Origin of the sequence: Pseudomonas sputi (assembly GCF_021603585.1) — a bacterium.
Taxonomy (GTDB): Bacteria; Pseudomonadota; Gammaproteobacteria; order Pseudomonadales; family Pseudomonadaceae; genus Aquipseudomonas; species Aquipseudomonas sputi.
In genome coordinates, this window is the sequence record NZ_BQHI01000003.1 from 280,558 (window position 1) to 295,924 (window position 15,367).

Sequence of the window (15,367 nt, forward strand, 5' to 3'; positions counted from 1 at the left end):
GAGCCTGCCGATGGATGCCCAAGCCCGTCAAGAACAAGTTCGTAAAGCCGAAACCTTCAAAGCCCTGCACGAACGCCCCGGGATTTTCGTGATTCCCAATCCGTGGGATGCCGGTTCCGCGAAGATGCTCGCCAGTCTCGGCTATCAGGCGCTGGCGACCACCAGCGCCGGTTATGCGTTTTCCCAGGGCAAGCCCGATGGCGGCCTGAGCCTCGACGATACGCTGGCCAATGTCCGGGCGATTGTCGCGGCCACGGATTTGCCGGTGGCGGTGGATCTGGAAAACGGCTTCGCCGATGCCCCGGCCGAATCAGCACAAAGTCTGATCCGCGCTGCCGAGGCGGGCGCCGTGGGTGGCTCGATCGAAGATGCCACCGGCCGGGAAGACTCGCCGATCTACTGCTTCGAACACGCGGTGGCGCGGATCGAAGCCGCCGTCGCTGCCGTGCGCACCTTGCCGTTTCCCTTCACCTTGACGGCCCGTGCGGAGAACTACCTGCACGGCAATCCCGATCTCAACGACACCATTCGCCGCTTGCAGGCCTTTGCCGAAGCCGGCGCCGACGTGCTGTACGCGCCGGGCCTGCGCACCGCCGAAGAAGTCCTGGCGGTGGTGCGCGCAGTGGCGCCGAAACCGGTCAATGTGTTGATGTCCGGTGGATTGACGCTGACCGTGCAGCAGCTCGAAGAAATGGGCGTGAAGCGAATCAGCACCGGCTCGGCGCTGGCACTGGCGGCATTGGGTGAGTTTTTCCGCGCGGCTGAAGAAATCCAGCAGTCCGGCACCTTCACTTTCACGTCTCGTTCGATGCCGTACGCCAAGGCCAATCAATTCTTCAAGGGATGAGCATGGGCCGCTGGCTGCTGTTGGCAGGGCTGTTAATTATCGGTGGCAGCCTGATCGGCGTCTGGCGCGGTTGGCTCGATGTGCCGCCGCAGTGGAACCCGTGGGCGCCGCTGGATGTGCAGGCGACGCCCAACTGGCTCACGGGCTACAAGTTGATGCGCCTGCGCAGCGATCCGCTGTTGTGCGAGCAGGCATTGGGCAGCTCGGGCCTGCGGGTTTCGTCACAGGCCGACAGTCCCGATGCCAAATGTCCGTTGATCGGCGCTTTGCGCGTGCAGGGTGGCGGGGTGGGGCTCAGCAGCAGTTTTCTTGCCAGTTGCCCATTGGCCGTGGCGTTTGCGATGTTCGAGCGCCATACGCTGCAACCGGCGGCGCAGCAGGTCTACGGTCAATCGGTGGCTCGGGTCGACCATCTTGGCAGCTTTGCCTGCCGCAACGTCTACAACCGCGAGAACGGCGCACTCAGCCGCCATGCCAGCGCCGATGCGCTGGACATCGCCGGCTTCCGCCTGGCGGATGGTCGCGCGATCAGTGTGCTCAAGGACTGGCCGAAGCAAAATCAGGACGCGCAGTTTCTACGTCAGCTGCGCGACGGTGCCTGCGAGGCGTTCAGTGTGGTGTTGAGTCCGGATTACAACGCCGCCCATCGCAATCACTTTCATGTCGATGTCGGGCGCTGGAGCGTGTGTCGCTGAGGGATCAGGCGGCGATGCGCAGGTTCTGCTGAACGATTGGGCGCACCCAGCCGTTATCGAAGTCCAGGGCTTTCTGCTGTTCGACGATTTCTTCCGGCGGGAACGGCGGGTAAGGCTGCAGCAGATCCAGGTCGAACTCGGCAATCGGCAGGTACAGCGGTTTTTTCTGCGGCGCAGGACCCGGTTCCGGAATCGGCTGGCCGTTGTTGATCACGATCGGGCGAACCCAGCTGCTGTCGAAGGCCTGCTGCTTTTGCTGAACCTCGATGGCTTCCGGCGGGAACGGAGGGTAGGGCTCGGCCAGATCCAGTTCGAGCTCGGCGATTGGCAGGAACAGCGGCTCCGGCGGACGCACCTGGGTTTCCACCACATCGCATTCGCGCTGGCTGATGATGTGCGCGTGCAGTTCGCTGCCGACGGTCGGTTCTTCAGGGCTTTGCAGATCAACCGGTGGGAACGTGCCGCAGGCTGGCACCACATCACTCGACTGTTCGGCCAGTGCCTGGGCAAAGAAATCCTGCCACAGGTGGCTGACGCCGCCCAATGCTTGAGTGTTATGACGGCTGAAATCGCCTGTGGGCGAAAGGTAGCCAATCGATGTGGGAAGAATGCCTGACATTTTTTTCGGTTGACGCTCAGCTCTGGCAAAATGCGCGTTGATTGGGTTATCGGCGGTTTTTGCCGATCCTTAACTTTTTTGAGCGTGTTTTCCATGATTGAGCAACCCGCGGCCTGCCGCATCCATGTCGAGGCCCTCGGCCCGACGTTCGAAGCGCAGGCCGAGCAGTGGGCGCAGCGCCTGAACCTGCCGTTGCAGGTGGCCGACGGCGAGTTTGCCTTGCAGGTCGGCGAGCAGGGGTTGCAGCTGCAACAACTGGGACCGGATGCACCGGGGCCGGTGCGGGTCGACTTCGTCGAGGGTGGCGCGGCCCACCGCCGGTTGTATGGCGGGGGGAGCGGGCAGATGATCGCCAAGGCGGTCGGCATCGCCCAAGGTGTACGTCCACGGGTGCTGGATGCCACGGCAGGGCTGGGCAAGGATGCGTTCGTGCTGGCCAGTCTTGGTTGCGAGATGAGCCTGATCGAGCGTCAGCCGCTGATCGGCGCCTTGCTGGAGGATGGTCTGGCCCGGGCGGCGGAAGACTTCGACGTGGCGCCGATCGTGGCGCGGATGAAGCTGATCAAGGGCAATTCCATCGAGGTGATGCGCAATTGGGAGGGCGAGCCGCCGCAGGTGATCTACCTCGACCCGATGTTCCCGCATCGTGAGAAAACTGCGCTGGTGAAGAAGGAAATGCGCCTGTTCCGTCCGTTGGTGGGCGATGATCCGGATGCCCCGGCCTTGCTGGAAGCGGCGTTGGCCCTGGCCACGCACCGGGTGGTGGTCAAGCGCCCGCGCAAGGCGCCGTGCATCGAAGGACCGAAGCCTAGCCATGCGCTGGATGGCAAATCCAGCCGTTACGACATCTACCCGAAGAAAGCGCTCAAGGCCTGAGCCGTCGCATAAGAAAATCCCACGCATGGCGTGGGATTTTTGTTTTCAGGGTCGATAGGCCCGCATGAACAACTCGACCACTTCCTGCACATGACTTTCCGCCGCCTCGCCGGTCAGCGGCTCGCCGCAGCCATACAGCAGGCGGAAATTCCCCGCGCCCTTGATCAGGCAGAAAAAATGCTCGGCAGCGTTGCGCGGCTTGTCGATGTTCAGCGCGCCGTTCTCGTGGATCCGCGTCAGCAACCGTTCCATTCCCTGCACCATGCGCTGCGGGCCGGCCTCGAAGAAGATCAGTGACAGGTTGGGATCCTGACTGCCCAGCGCCATGATCAGGCGATGCAGATTCACCGATTCATCGCTGTTGATCAGGTGGTGAAAGCCTCGAGCAATGTTCAGCAACACATTTTCCACCGCGATGCCGTCCGGCAATTCAAAGAACAGCGGCGGCAATTGCTCCTCGCATTTGGCCACCACGGCGGCGGAGAACAGCGTCTCCTTGTCGTTGAAATGGCTGTAGACCGTCAGCTTCGACACCCCGGCCTCGGCGGCCACCGCGTCCATGCTGGTGTTGGCATAGCCATGACTCAGAAACAGGATTTTCGCCGCCTCGAGAATTGCCTGGCGCTTGGCCGGATCCTTCGGTCGACCCGGGCCGTTTGGAGTGGACAGATTGTTCGACATTCTTCGCTTTTAATACTGGACTGGTGAGTTTGCTATTAATAACATACCGGCCAGTATAATTATTCCAAGCCTCCTTAGCGAAAGGTCCTTCACCATGTTCCGCCATGCGTTGTCTTTTGCGGTGCCAGTCAGTCTGGCGTTTCTGTTGTCGGCGTGTGGCAAGGAAGAGGTGACACAAGTCAGCGTGCGACCGGCCATGGTGGTTCAGCCAGAGCCTTCGGCGCAGGCGATGGAAAGTTATCCGGGTGAGGTTCGCGCCCGCTACGAACCCGACCTGGCGTTCCGTATCGGCGGCAAAGTCAGCCGACGGCTGGTCGACGAAGGTCAGCGCGTGAAGGCCGATCAACCGCTCGCCGAACTCGATCCGCAGGATGTACGCCTGCAACTGGAAGCGACCCGGGCCCAGGTCGCGGCGGCCGAAGCCAACCTTAATCTGGTGCGCGCCGAGCGTGACCGTTACAAGACCCTGATGGAACGGCAGATGGTCAGCCGCTCGGCCTACGACAATGCCGAGAACCTCTACCGCTCCGGCGAAGCCCGCCTCAAACAGATCAAAGCCGAATTCAACGTCTCGACCAATCAGGCCAGTTACGCCGTGCTGCGCGCGCCTCAGGATGGCGTGGTGGCCAAGCGTTCGGTGGAAGTCGGGCAAGTGGTCGCCGCCGGGCAAACCGTGTTCACCCTCGCCACTGACGGCGAACGGGAAGTGCTGATCAGCCTGCCGGAGCAGAGTTTCGGCCGCTTCAAGGTCGGCCAGCCGGTGTCGGTGGAGTTGTGGACGCAACCGAACCAGCGCTTCGCCGGGCAGATCCGCGAGCTGTCGCCGGCCGCCGATCCGAAATCCCGTACCTTCGCCGCACGCATTTCATTCACCGCCGGCAAGGTCCCGGCAGAACTGGGCCAGAGCGCCCGGGTCTTCGTGCAGACCGCCGACGTCATCCCGCTGTCGGTGCCGCTCTCGGCACTGACGGCCGAAAACGGCGCGACCTACGTCTGGGTCGTCAGCGCCAACAACACCCTGAAAAAGACTCCGGTACGCGTCGGCCCGTTCGGTGAGAAAACCGTGCCGGTGCTCGAAGGCCTGAACGCCAGCGACTGGGTGGTCGCCGCCGGCGTGCATGTTCTGCTGGAAGGGCAACAGGTGCGTCCGGTGGATCGTTCCAACCGCGTGGTCAATCTGGCGGACAAGGAGTAATCCCCGATGGGTTTCAATCTTTCCGCCTGGGCGCTGCGCAATCGCCAGATCGTACTGTTCCTGATGCTTTTGCTGGCGATCGTCGGCGCCTTGTCCTACACCAAGCTCGGCCAGAGCGAAGATCCGCCGTTCACGTTCAAGGCCATGGTCATCCAGACCCGCTGGCCCGGTGCCACGGCGCAGGAAGTCTCGCGCCAGGTTACCGAGCGCATCGAAAAGAAACTGATGGAAACCGGCGAGTACGAGCGGATTGTCTCGTTCTCGCGCCCTGGTGAATCCCAGGTCACGTTCATTGCCCGCGACTCCATGCATTCGGTGGAGATTCCGGATCTCTGGTATCAGGTGCGCAAGAAGGTCGGTGACATTCGCCAGACCCTGCCGCCGGGGATTCAGGGTCCGTTTTTCAACGATGAGTTCGGCACCACCTTCGGCAATATCTATGCGCTGACCGGCGACGGTTTCGACTACGCGGTGCTCAAGGATTATGCCGACCGTGTCCAGATCCAGCTGCAGCGGGTCAAGGATGTGGGCAAGGTCGATCTGCTCGGTCTGCAGGACGAGAAGGTCTGGGTCGAACTGTCCAACGTCAAACTCGCCACCCTCGGTCTGCCTTTGGCTGCGGTGCAGCAGGCATTGGAAGAGCAGAACGCGGTATCCACCGCCGGCTTCTTCGAAACCGGCAGCGAGCGATTGCAGCTACGGGTCTCGGGGAATTTTCAGACAGTCGACGAGATCAAGAACTTCCCGATCCGGGTCGGTGATCGTACGTTCCGCATCTCCGATGTCGCCGACGTGCGGCGCGGTTTCAACGATCCTCCGGCACCGCGCATGCGCTTCATGGGCGAGGACGCCATTGGTCTGGCGGTGGCAATGAAGGACGGCGGCGACATTCTGGTGCTGGGCAAAGCCCTGGAAATCGAGTTCGCCCGCATCCAGAAAAACTTGCCGGCCGGCATGCAGTTGCGCAAGGTCTCCGACCAGCCCGCCGCCGTGAAAACCGGCGTGGGTGAATTCGTTCAGGTGCTGGTCGAAGCGTTGGCCATCGTGTTGCTGGTGAGCTTTTTCTCCCTCGGTGTACGTACCGGCATGGTAGTGGCGCTGGCCATTCCGCTGGTGCTGGCGATGACCTTCGCCTGCATGTATTACTTGGGCATCGGCCTGCACAAGATCTCCCTTGGCGCGCTGGTGCTGGCGCTGGGTTTGCTGGTGGACGACGCGATCATCGCCGTGGAAATGATGGCGATCAAAATGGAGCAGGGCTTCGACCGGATCAAGGCTGCCAGTTATGCCTGGACCAGCACGGCGTTCCCGATGCTCACCGGTACGCTGATCACCGCCGCTGGCTTCCTGCCGATTGCCACTGCGCAGTCCGGTACTGGCGAATACACCCGCTCGATCTTCCAGGTGGTGACCATTGCCTTGCTCGCATCGTGGGTGGCGGCCGTGGTGTTCGTGCCGTATCTGGGGGAAAAACTCCTGCCGGATCTGGCGAAAATTCACGCAGCCAAACACGGTACGGCTGACGGCCGGACCGATCCTTACGGAACGCCGTTCTACCAACGGGTGCGGCGTCTGGTGGAGTGGTGCGTGCGCCGGCGAAAAACCGTGATCGTGCTCACCGTGTTGCTGTTTGTGGCTTCGGTGGCGTTGTTCCGGTTCGTGCCGCAGCAGTTCTTCCCGGCGTCCGGGCGACTGGAATTGATGGTCGATCTGAAGCTTGCCGAGGGCGCCTCGCTGGCCAATACCACGGGCGAGGTCAAGCGCCTGGAAGCGATGCTCAAGGATCACGCCGGCATCGACAACTATGTCGCTTACGTCGGCACCGGTTCGCCGCGTTTCTACCTGCCGCTGGATCAACAACTGCCGGCGGCGAGCTTCGCCCAGTTCGTCGTCCTGGCGAAAACCATCGAGGAGCGCGAAGCGCTGCGTACGTGGCTGATCGACACCTTGAACGAGCAGTTCCCGGCCTTGCGCTCGCGGGTCACGCGCCTGGAAAACGGCCCGCCGGTCGGTTACCCGGTGCAGTTCCGCGTCACCGGCGAACACATCGAAGAAGTCCGCGCCCTGGCGCGCAAGGTCGCGGCCAAGGTGCGTGAGAATCCGCATGTGGTGAACGTGCATCTGGACTGGGAAGAGCCGAGCAAGGTCGTGTACCTGAACATCGATCAGGACCGCGCCCGGGCCTTGGGTGTGAGCACGGCGAGCCTGGCGAAATTCCTTCAGAGTTCGCTGACCGGCTCCAGTGTCAGCCAGTACCGCGAAGACAACGAACTGATCGAAATCCTCCTGCGTGGCACCGTGCACGAGCGCACCGAACTGTCGTTGCTGCCGAGCCTGGCGGTGCCGACCGACAACGGTCGCAGCGTCGCGCTGTCGCAGATCGCCACACTGGAATATGGCTTCGAGGAAGGCATTATCTGGCACCGCAATCGCCTGCCGAACGTCACCGTGCGGGCGGACATCTACGGCAAGGAGCAGCCGGCGACGCTGGTGAAGCAGATCATGCCGACGCTTGATCCGATCCGTGCCGAATTGCCGGACGGCTATCTGCTGGATGTCGGCGGCACGGTGGAGGATTCGGAGCGTGGGCAGAAGTCGGTGAACGCCGGGGTGCCGATGTTCATTGTCGTGGTGCTGACGTTGCTGATGGTGCAGCTGCGCAGTTTTTCGCGCACGGCGATGGTGTTTCTGACGGCGCCTTTGGGGTTGATCGGGGTGACGCTGTTTCTGTTGGTGTTCCGCCAGCCGTTCGGGTTTGTGGCGATGCTCGGGACGATCGCGCTGTCGGGGATGATCATGCGTAACTCGGTGATTCTGGTGGATCAGATCGAGCAGGACATCGCCGCCGGGCTCAAGCCGTGGCAGGCGATTATCGAGGCGACCGTGCGGCGGTTCCGGCCGATTGTGTTGACGGCTTTGGCGGCGGTGTTGGCGATGATTCCGCTTTCTCGCAGTGTGTTTTTTGGGCCGATGGCGGTGGCGATCATGGGGGGGTTGATTGTTGCGACTGCTCTGACGCTTTTGTTTTTGCCGGCGTTGTATGCGGCTTGGTTCAGGGTTCGCAAGGAGGCTTGAGGCTGGTTGAGCTTGGCGGCCTTTGGGCCGGCCATGCTCTGGGCGTTTTTTGTGAATATCCGTTGCTTCGGGTGCTGCGGCTGGCGGTTTCGCCCTTACGGCGAGTCCCTTTTTCAGACGCCAAAAAGGAACCAAAAGGCTTGGCCCCGGCGTTCGGCCCCTCGCTGGGGCTCGGGGTTCCTTCGTTCCGGGATTCATCCGGGGGCATCGCCTACGGTTTGCTTCGCTGCACCTCCTCTCGATGCATGCGGCTGCGCCGCACGGTCGCTGCGCTCCCACCCCCGGATAAATCCCTCCACTCAGCCTTCCGATGGGGCCGGCACGTCAAAAGCGTTACTCGAGCTAACGCTCATTGTGTTGAGTGGTGGAAAGTCAAAGCCAAAGCCAAAGCCAAAGCCAAAGCCAAAGCCAAAGCGGGAGTGGAGTGGGAGTAGTGCTGTATGTGTTTTAAAACCCGAGTTCACTTCGGTATTTCATGTCGGCGTAGCTCTCACAAACTCCTCGGTCAGTCCACTCTTCCCCCTGGGGGAGGGCTACAGTGGTTCTTGAACTGTTCAAAAAAGCTGCGGAACGCCTGAGTGCTCTCAAGCGTTTTAGGATTTGCGATTTCAAGCGCGATCTCAAGCCAGGCTTTGGCTCGGTTCGCTTCACAACACTGACTCCCATGAAAAAGCCCGCTGAACCCGTAAAGATCAGCGGGCTTTTCATTGCGCGAGGGAGTTAAAGCGTACCGAACACCTTCTTCGCCAGGCTCGTCGCCGCAGCGGCCGGGTTTTTGCGGATGGTTTCTTCCTGTTTGCCGATCATTTCGAACAGGCCGTTGAGCGCTTGTTCGGTCACGTAGCTTTCGATATTGGCGCTTTTCGCGTCCACCACGCCGAAGGTCGCGGCCTGGCCGGCGAAGGCGTTGTATTTCTGGGCTACGCCGACCTTGTCGGTTGCCTGTTTGACGATCGGCAGGAACTTGGTGCGGATCTGTTCGCGGCTGGATTTGTCCAGGTATCGGGTGGCGGAGTCGTTGCCGCCGCTGAGGATGCCTTTGGCGTCTTCCACGCTCATTTTCTTCACGGCGTCGACGAGGATCGGCTGGGCCTGGGTGACGGCGGTTTCTGCGGCCTTGTTCATGGCGGTTTCCAGCTCCTCGACCTGGGCGCCCATGCCGAAGGCTTTCATCTTGCCGGCGACTTTGCCGAGTTTGCCCGGCAGTTCGATCTTCACGTCCGGGTTGTTGCTAAAGCCGCCCGGGGTGCCGAGTTGCTTGACGGCCAGTTGCGCGCCCTGGGTCAGGGCATCCTTGAGGCCGCCGGTGGCGTCGCCTTGCGACAGGTCGTTGAGGGACAGCGCCAGTGCGTTGGCGCAGATCATCAGGCCTGCGCACAGGCCGGCGAAGCGAAGGGTAGGGCGGAGCATGGCGGCTTCCTTTTTTAAGAGAGCGTTAGCGGGCAGCGTCGACGCGGATCTTCAGTGGCTGCGGATCCTTGCCATCAAGCTGCACGGCATGGTTTTCGGTGGTGATGAACATCAGCTCGCCGTTGACTTCAATGCGTGCGCTGACCGAGTAGCGGTGGCCGGGTTTGACCTGGGCCGGATCGTAGCTCAAGTGGAACGGCAGCGGCACCTGGCCTTTGACCGGGCCTTTCTGTTCGTCGAGCACCAGGGCCGGAGCGTCGGCCAGCGAAACGTCCTGCAGGCTCACGCTCAAGGTCGCACTGGGCGGCAGGGCGATGCGTTGCAGGTAGAACACTTCGCCGTCGAGGCTGACCTTGCCGGCCGGTGAGGTCGACTGGCAGGCGCTGAGCAGCGTGGCGGCGGCCAGCAGGGAAAGTTTTTTCATCGGAGATCTCCGTATCGACGGCGCCAGAAGAAGCCTGGCGCCTGCAAACATTTAGTCGCTTTGCACAGGGGGGGCGACCTGATCGGCCGCATCCTCGCTGCGATGCAGCGCCACCTGACGGATCGACAAACGAATCTCCGCCGGCAACACCCGTTTGGCGGCGCCTTCGGCCAGTTCGCCGAGCAGTTCGTGATAGCTCAACTTGCCGGCTTCGTCGCGGCGCAGTACGTCGAGGTCGAGCAGGGTCTGGATGAAGTGGCGGAACAGGCTTTTGTCGAAGAATTCCGGCGCGTTCAGGCCATGCAGGATCGACAGGCGCTGGGCCATGACCGTGCACAGGTCCTCCAGTTCTTCTGCACTGATGCTGTTCTGGCCACTGTTGAGCAGCAGGGAAACCGTCATGTAGAAGCGTTGCAGGGTCTGGGCAATGCTCTTCGACAGCAGGGTCAGCAGCACGAAATGCCGCGAGCTCGGCGCCGGACGCAGGTACACGTCTTTCTCGAAACGCAGCAGGCCTTGCTCGACAAACGCTTCCAGCCATTGATCGATCACCGCATCCAGTTCGTCCAGCGTCCAGCGGATGAACAGCTCCGATTGCAGGTACGGATACAGCGCGCGGGAGTAGCGCAGGATCTGTTCGCGGCTCATGCGCGAGGTGCTCTGGAAGAAGCTCGCCAGCAGCGCCGGCAGGGCGAAGATGTGCAGCACGTTGTTGCGGTAGTAGGTCATGAGGACGGCGTTCTGCTCGTCCAGATACAAAATCTTGCCCAGCGCGTCGCTCTGCTCGGACAGCAGATCCATGTCCTTCACATGCTCGATCAGCGCCCGGCCATCGCCTTCCGGCAAGGTGGTGTGCGGCGAGTATGGAACCTTGCGCAGCAGCGCCAGATACAGATCCAGCACCCGCGCCATGGCCCGATCATCCAGCGCCAGACGGGTGGTCGACAGCAGCGCCAGCGCCACCAGGTTGACCGGATTGACCGCAGCGGCTTCGTTCAGATGCTGCGCGACTTTCTCTCCGAGACGATGGGTGGTTTCGTTGAGCCATGCCGGTTTGTACTGCGGGCCCAGTTCCTGCTGGCGCCAGTCCGGTTGTTCGCTGTCGAGGAACTCCGCCAGTTTGATCGGCTCGCCGAAGTTCACCGCCACCTGGCCGAAGCGCTGCTTGAGCGCGCCGATGACTTTGAAGATGTCGAAGATCGATTCTTTCTTCTTGCTCGCGCCACGCAGCTCGCCGAGGTAAGTACGGCCTTCCAGTACGCGCTCATAACCGATGTACACCGGCACGAACACGATCGGCATCCGCGACGAACGCAAGAAGCTGCGCATGGTGATTGCGAGCATCCCGGTTTTCGGCTGCAGCATGCGTCCGGTACGCGAGCGGCCACCTTCGACGAAGTATTCGACCGGAAAACCTTTGGTGAACAGGGTGTGCAGGTATTCGTTGAACACCGAGGTGTACAGCGGATTGCCCTTGAACGTGCGGCGCATGAAGAACGCACCGCCACGGCGCAGCAGGCTGCCGATCACCGGCATGTTCAGGTTGATCCCGGCGGCGATGTGCGGCGGCGTCAGGCCGTTGCGGAACAGCAGGTACGACAGCAGCAGATAGTCGATATGGCTGCGGTGGCACGGCACGTAGATCACTTCGTGACCCTGGGCGACCTTCTGCACGCCTTCGATGTGGTTGACCTTGATCCCGTCGTAGATCTTGTTCCAGAACCAGCTCAGCACCACTTCGAGAAAACGGATCGCGGTGTAGGTGTAGTCCGAGGCGATTTCGTTGCCGTAGCGCAGGGCCTGGGCCTTGGCTTTTTCCGGGGAAATGTTTTCGCGCTCGGCTTCGTCGAGGATCGCTTGCTTGACCAGCGGCTGGTTGAGCAGGCCTTTGACCAGGTTACGGCGGTGGGAAATGTCCGGACCGATCACCGCAGCCTTGAGGTTGCGAAAGTGCACCCGCAGGATCCGCTGGGCCATGCGCACGGTGCGCTCGTGCCCCTTGTTGTGCTCGATCAGTTCGCGAAAGTGGATCGGTGCGGAGAATTGCACGCGGGTCTTGCGCCCCAGAATCATGATGCTCAGCAGGCGACGCAGGCGCCCGGTGACGGCCCAGCTGTCGGCGAATAGCAATTTCCATGGGCTGTTCTCGCTGTCCGGCGACTGGCCCCAGAACACGCTGACCGGAATGATCTGTGCGTCTTCGGCAGCGTTCTGGCTCAGGGCACTGACCAGTCGGGTCAGGGTCGGCGGCGCACCGCGTTTGTCCTGGCGGCCGAGCCAGTCCGGGTCTGGCGTCAGGTAGAAGAACGCCGCCGGTTCGATCAGCGAACCCACGGACACCGGCAGCACCGGGCGCGGCAGACCGGCCTTGGTGCACTCGGTGTCGACCACCGCCAGATCGGTCAGCGATGGATTTTGCAGGACGTAGAACACCGGACGACTGCGGTCGAGGTTGAGGGTGAACGACGACTGGTTGATTGTCTCGGAGCGAACCCAGAGATATAACAGTCGGCGCAAGGTGCCAAACACAAGACGGCGGAACGGGGAACGGGTCATACGGCTTCTGCGTGAGTGGATAAACCGAGCGTTTGCTCGGGCGGTCGATAGTGTGCCGGATTCATGGAAAATCGGCAAAAAAGCGGCGAAGTAATCTCCTGTTGAGAGTTTTGCCGCCTGTCATATACTCGGCGATCTGTCGCCGGGGCCCTTTTATGGACGTCGGACGCAGGCTGACGTTCCTCAAAGGCTTTCCTGCGAAAAGCCTGTTCAATAATAAAAACGGAGTATGAACAGATGGCAACACGTGAAACCGGCAACGTGAAGTGGTTCAACGACGCCAAGGGCTACGGCTTCATTCAGCGCGAAGACGGGGTGGACGTGTTCGTGCACTACCGCGCGATCCGTGGCGAAGGCCACCGTTCGCTGACCGAGGGTCAGCAGGTTGAATACGCGGTGGTGGAAGGGCAGAAGGGGTTGCAGGCTGAAGACGTTGTAGGTCTGTAACAGAGCGGCCTACGGCCAGTCTGATCGTTCCCACGCTCTGCGTGGGAATGCCTCAATGGACGCTCTGCGTCCCGGGTTCACGCGGAGCATGGGAACGATCAGAGTCAGGCCGTTTTCCAGGTGATTTCTTCTTCACCATCAACGCTGATCCGAATCCAGCGATCCGCTGTTTCCTCACCTTCTTCCTCGACCCACGTCCCCGGTGCGCAGCGCACTTCGACGTTCAGCGCGGTAAAGGCGGCGCGGGCGCAGGCGATGTCGTCGTCCCATGGGGTCGCATCGCTTTCCAGGTACAGGCTGTTCCACTTGCCTACGGCTTTCGGCAGCCAGGTCACCGGGATGTTGCCGGCCTTGCACTTCCAGGTCTGGCCTTTCTGTACCCAGTCGCTGCACGGGCCGAGCGCGGCGCCCAGCCAGGCGGAAATGGCCTTGTGGTCGACGTCGGCGTCTTTCAGGTAAATCTCGATGTCCGGTTGGCGCATGGATATCCTCACTGCGGGTCTGAAAAATCCATTCGCGGATTTAGCCGGCCCCGGGCACTCGCCCGAGTCCAAAAGTTATTGAAGAACGAAATAATCGTAGCGCATCGAGACCGTGGTCACGAACGGCTCGGGCTGTTCGATCACCGCCGCGCGGCGCTCGGCACTGGCGCGCCAGCCGTGAGGTGTCATCGCCAGCAGGTTGGCGCGATCCTCGGGCTTGTCCAGCGTCAGCTTGAATTCCAGGGTTTCACTGTGCGCCAGTGCCATGCCTTCCGGCACCAGGGCCAGGTGTTTGTCGTCGGTGTACTCGCGCACTTCGTCGTACAGCCGTTCGCGCAGTTCCATCAGATGGCCGCTGGTCGGGCCGACTTTCATCAGGCCGCCGCCGACACTGAGCAGGCGCTTGGCTTCTTCCCAGTCCAAGGGACTGAAGACGCTGGCCAGAAACTGGCAGCTGCCGGAAGCCAGTGGCACGCGGGCCATGCTGGCGATCAACCAGGTCAGCGCCGGGTTGCGTTTGCAGGCGCGTTTGACCGCCTCCTTCGAGATGTCCAGTGCGTAGCCATCGGCATCGGGCAAGGCCTCGGCGATCTGCGCGGTGTAGTAACCCTCGCCACAACCGATATCGACCCAGCGCGCCGGCGCATAACCCGCCGCCAGTTCCGCCAGACGCTTGGCCACCGGCGCGTAATGCCCGGCGTTGAGGAAGTCGCGGCGGGCCTCGACCATCGCCTGGTTGTCGCCGGGGTCGCGGCTGTTCTTGTGCTGCACCGGCAGCAGGTTGAGGTAACCCTGGCGCGCACGGTCGAAGCGGTGGCCGGCAGGGCAGGCCACGCCGTTGTCCACCGCGTTCAGCGGTTCACTGCAGATCGGACACGCGAGCATCAGGCGAGCAACTTGATCAGGGTCTGGTAGTAGATCTCGGTCAGCACGTCGAGATCGGCCGCCAGTACGCGCTCGTTGACCTGGTGGATGGTCGCGTTGACCGGGCCCAGTTCAACAACCTGGGTGCCCATGGTCGCGATGAAACGACCGTCGGAGGTGCCGCCGCTGGTGGACGCCTTGGTCTCGCGGCCGGTGATGTCCTTGATGCTCGACGACACCGCGTCGAGCAGCGCGCCCGGCTCGGTAAGGAACGGCAGACCGGACAGCGCCCAGTCGATGTGCCAGTCCAGGTCATGCTTGTCGAGGATGTCGGCGACACGTTTCTGCAGGCCTTCAACGGTCGACTCGGTGGAAAAACGGAAGTTGAACACCGCCACCAGATCGCCCGGAATCACGTTGGTCGCGCCGGTGCCGGAGTTGACGTTGGAAATCTGGAAACTGGTCGGCGGGAAGAAATCGTTGCCGTGATCCCAATGCTCGGCGGCCAGCTCGGCCAGGGCCGGGGCGGCGAGGTGGATCGGGTTCTTCGCCAGGTGCGGATAGGCCACGTGGCCCTGCACACCGCGCACGGTCAGTTTGGCGCCGAGGGAGCCGCGACGCCCGTTCTTTACCACGTCGCCCACCAGTGCGGTGCTCGACGGTTCGCCGACGATGCACCAGTCCAGACGCTCGTTACGGGCGGCCAGACGCTCGACCACGGCCTTGGTGCCGTGATGCGCCGGGCCTTCTTCGTCGCTGGTGATCAGGAAGGCGACCTTGCCCTTGTGATCCGGGTAGTCGGTGACAAAACGCTCGGCCGCTACGGTCATCGAGGCCAGGCTGCCTTTCATGTCCGCCGCGCCACGGCCGCAGAGCATGCCGTGCTCGTCGATCACCGCGTTGAACGGGTCGATCTGCCAGGCGGTCACCGGGCCGGTCGGCACCACGTCGGTATGACCGGCGAAGCACAGCACCGGGCCGTCGCCTTTACCGTGAGTCGCCCAGAAGTTATCCACTTCTTCGATGCGCATCGGTTCCAGCTGGAAACCGGCATCGCCCAGGCGCTGCATCATCTGCTTCTGGCAATCGGCGTCGACCGGCGTCACGGACGGACGGCGGATCAGGTCGATGGCGAGTTGGAGGGTCGGCGAAAGGTCGGCGTGGGCCGTCATGGGAAACTCCGAAAGCTGGGGGCA

General features: G+C 62.1%; 15 protein-coding genes. 7 read left to right on the forward strand and 8 right to left on the reverse strand.

Annotated elements, in window-relative coordinates; genetic code table 11:
* Positions 1 to 10: 10 nt before the first annotated feature.
* Both L6D81_RS06175 and L6D81_RS06180 read left to right on the forward strand, forming a co-directional pair.
* Positions 11 to 847 carry an isocitrate lyase/PEP mutase family protein gene (locus L6D81_RS06175; protein ID WP_236178308.1) on the forward strand — a complete coding sequence of 279 codons (837 nt, stop codon included), beginning with the start codon at positions 11 to 13 and terminating at the stop codon, positions 845 to 847.
* Between the two features lie 2 nt (positions 848 to 849).
* Positions 850 to 1,542, forward strand: coding sequence for an extensin-like domain-containing protein (locus L6D81_RS06180; protein WP_236178309.1), 693 nt, complete (start codon positions 850 to 852; stop codon positions 1,540 to 1,542).
* Positions 1,543 to 1,546: 4 nt separating this feature from the next.
* Here L6D81_RS06180 and L6D81_RS06185 read toward each other — a convergent pair whose 3' ends face one another.
* Positions 1,547 to 2,161 (reverse strand): energy transducer TonB, encoded by a 615-nt coding sequence (locus L6D81_RS06185; RefSeq protein WP_236178310.1) that lies wholly within the window; start codon positions 2,159 to 2,161, stop codon positions 1,547 to 1,549.
* 93 nt (positions 2,162 to 2,254) lie between these two features.
* Between L6D81_RS06185 and L6D81_RS06190 the strand changes: the two genes are divergently transcribed.
* Complete coding sequence (locus tag L6D81_RS06190; RefSeq protein ID WP_236178311.1) at positions 2,255 to 3,037, forward strand: class I SAM-dependent methyltransferase; 783 nt, start codon at positions 2,255 to 2,257, stop codon at positions 3,035 to 3,037.
* A gap of 45 nt (positions 3,038 to 3,082) precedes the next feature.
* On the opposite strand, the gene L6D81_RS06195 is transcribed toward L6D81_RS06190, so the two are convergent.
* A complete protein-coding gene (locus L6D81_RS06195; RefSeq protein WP_236178312.1) occupies positions 3,083 to 3,718 on the reverse strand; it encodes a TetR/AcrR family transcriptional regulator in 636 nt (211 codons plus the stop codon).
* A 94-nt stretch (positions 3,719 to 3,812) separates the two neighbouring features.
* On the opposite strand from L6D81_RS06195, the gene L6D81_RS06200 reads away from it, so the two are divergent.
* The 3 genes from L6D81_RS06200 (at position 3,813) to L6D81_RS06210 (ending at position 8,712) form a co-directional block, all read left to right on the forward strand.
* The gene (locus tag L6D81_RS06200) at positions 3,813 to 4,913 is read left to right on the forward strand and encodes an efflux RND transporter periplasmic adaptor subunit (protein WP_236178313.1); all 1,101 of its coding nucleotides are present in this window, start codon (positions 3,813 to 3,815) and stop codon (positions 4,911 to 4,913) included.
* Between the two features lie 6 nt (positions 4,914 to 4,919).
* A complete protein-coding gene (locus L6D81_RS06205) occupies positions 4,920 to 7,988 on the forward strand; it encodes an efflux RND transporter permease subunit (protein ID WP_236178314.1) in 3,069 nt (1,022 codons plus the stop codon).
* Positions 7,989 to 8,526: 538 nt separating this feature from the next.
* Positions 8,527 to 8,712, forward strand: coding sequence for a hypothetical protein (locus L6D81_RS06210; protein ID WP_236178315.1), 186 nt, complete (start codon positions 8,527 to 8,529; stop codon positions 8,710 to 8,712).
* On the opposite strand, the gene L6D81_RS06215 is transcribed toward L6D81_RS06210, so the two are convergent.
* Genes L6D81_RS06215 through plsB form a run of 3 tightly spaced genes read right to left on the reverse strand, consistent with a single transcriptional unit; the run spans position 8,709 to position 12,378 of the window.
* The gene (locus L6D81_RS06215; protein ID WP_236178316.1) at positions 8,709 to 9,398 is read right to left on the reverse strand and encodes a DUF4197 domain-containing protein; all 690 of its coding nucleotides are present in this window, start codon (positions 9,396 to 9,398) and stop codon (positions 8,709 to 8,711) included. The two genes, L6D81_RS06210 and L6D81_RS06215, sit on opposite strands and share 4 nt — an antisense overlap.
* 25 nt (positions 9,399 to 9,423) lie before the next feature.
* Complete coding sequence (locus L6D81_RS06220; protein ID WP_236178317.1) at positions 9,424 to 9,822, reverse strand: YbaY family lipoprotein; 399 nt, start codon at positions 9,820 to 9,822, stop codon at positions 9,424 to 9,426.
* Between the two features lie 51 nt (positions 9,823 to 9,873).
* Positions 9,874 to 12,378 carry a glycerol-3-phosphate 1-O-acyltransferase PlsB gene (gene plsB / locus L6D81_RS06225; RefSeq protein WP_236178318.1) on the reverse strand — a complete coding sequence of 835 codons (2,505 nt, stop codon included), beginning with the start codon at positions 12,376 to 12,378 and terminating at the stop codon, positions 9,874 to 9,876.
* A 237-nt stretch (positions 12,379 to 12,615) separates the two neighbouring features.
* Here plsB and L6D81_RS06230 point away from each other — a divergent pair, with 237 nt between their 5' ends.
* Entirely contained in the window at positions 12,616 to 12,825 is a 210-nt protein-coding gene (locus L6D81_RS06230) for a cold shock domain-containing protein (RefSeq protein ID WP_007954750.1), read from the forward strand.
* 104 nt (positions 12,826 to 12,929) lie between these two features.
* Here L6D81_RS06230 and L6D81_RS06235 read toward each other — a convergent pair whose 3' ends face one another.
* The 3 genes from L6D81_RS06235 to dapE form a co-directional block, all read right to left on the reverse strand.
* A complete protein-coding gene (locus L6D81_RS06235; RefSeq protein ID WP_236178319.1) occupies positions 12,930 to 13,307 on the reverse strand; it encodes a hypothetical protein in 378 nt (125 codons plus the stop codon).
* Positions 13,308 to 13,382: 75 nt separating this feature from the next.
* A complete protein-coding gene (locus L6D81_RS06240) occupies positions 13,383 to 14,192 on the reverse strand; it encodes a putative RNA methyltransferase (protein WP_236178320.1) in 810 nt (269 codons plus the stop codon).
* The gene (gene dapE / locus L6D81_RS06245; RefSeq protein ID WP_236178321.1) at positions 14,192 to 15,343 is read right to left on the reverse strand and encodes a succinyl-diaminopimelate desuccinylase; all 1,152 of its coding nucleotides are present in this window, start codon (positions 15,341 to 15,343) and stop codon (positions 14,192 to 14,194) included. Before dapE ends, L6D81_RS06240 begins: the two co-directional genes overlap by 1 nt.
* Positions 15,344 to 15,367 lie beyond the last annotated feature (24 nt).

Excerpts from the sequence above, each read along its gene's own strand:
- L6D81_RS06175 (WP_236178308.1), top strand. The coding sequence starts at position 11 with ATGGATGCCCAAGCCCGTCAAGAACAAGTTCGTAAAGCCGAAACCTTC.
- L6D81_RS06180 (WP_236178309.1), top strand. The coding sequence starts at position 850 with ATGGGCCGCTGGCTGCTGTTGGCAGGGCTGTTAATTATCGGTGGCAGC.
- L6D81_RS06185 (WP_236178310.1), bottom strand. The coding sequence starts at position 2,161 with ATGTCAGGCATTCTTCCCACATCGATTGGCTACCTTTCGCCCACAGGC.
- L6D81_RS06190 (WP_236178311.1), top strand. The coding sequence starts at position 2,255 with ATGATTGAGCAACCCGCGGCCTGCCGCATCCATGTCGAGGCCCTCGGC.
- L6D81_RS06195 (WP_236178312.1), bottom strand. The coding sequence starts at position 3,718 with ATGTCGAACAATCTGTCCACTCCAAACGGCCCGGGTCGACCGAAGGAT.
- L6D81_RS06200 (WP_236178313.1), top strand. The coding sequence starts at position 3,813 with ATGTTCCGCCATGCGTTGTCTTTTGCGGTGCCAGTCAGTCTGGCGTTT.
- L6D81_RS06205 (WP_236178314.1), top strand. The coding sequence starts at position 4,920 with ATGGGTTTCAATCTTTCCGCCTGGGCGCTGCGCAATCGCCAGATCGTA.
- L6D81_RS06215 (WP_236178316.1), bottom strand. The coding sequence starts at position 9,398 with ATGCTCCGCCCTACCCTTCGCTTCGCCGGCCTGTGCGCAGGCCTGATG.
- L6D81_RS06220 (WP_236178317.1), bottom strand. The coding sequence starts at position 9,822 with ATGAAAAAACTTTCCCTGCTGGCCGCCGCCACGCTGCTCAGCGCCTGC.
- plsB (WP_236178318.1), bottom strand. The coding sequence starts at position 12,378 with ATGACCCGTTCCCCGTTCCGCCGTCTTGTGTTTGGCACCTTGCGCCGA.
- L6D81_RS06230 (WP_007954750.1), top strand. The coding sequence starts at position 12,616 with ATGGCAACACGTGAAACCGGCAACGTGAAGTGGTTCAACGACGCCAAG.
- L6D81_RS06235 (WP_236178319.1), bottom strand. The coding sequence starts at position 13,307 with ATGCGCCAACCGGACATCGAGATTTACCTGAAAGACGCCGACGTCGAC.
- L6D81_RS06240 (WP_236178320.1), bottom strand. The coding sequence starts at position 14,192 with ATGCTCGCGTGTCCGATCTGCAGTGAACCGCTGAACGCGGTGGACAAC.
- dapE (WP_236178321.1), bottom strand. The coding sequence starts at position 15,343 with ATGACGGCCCACGCCGACCTTTCGCCGACCCTCCAACTCGCCATCGAC.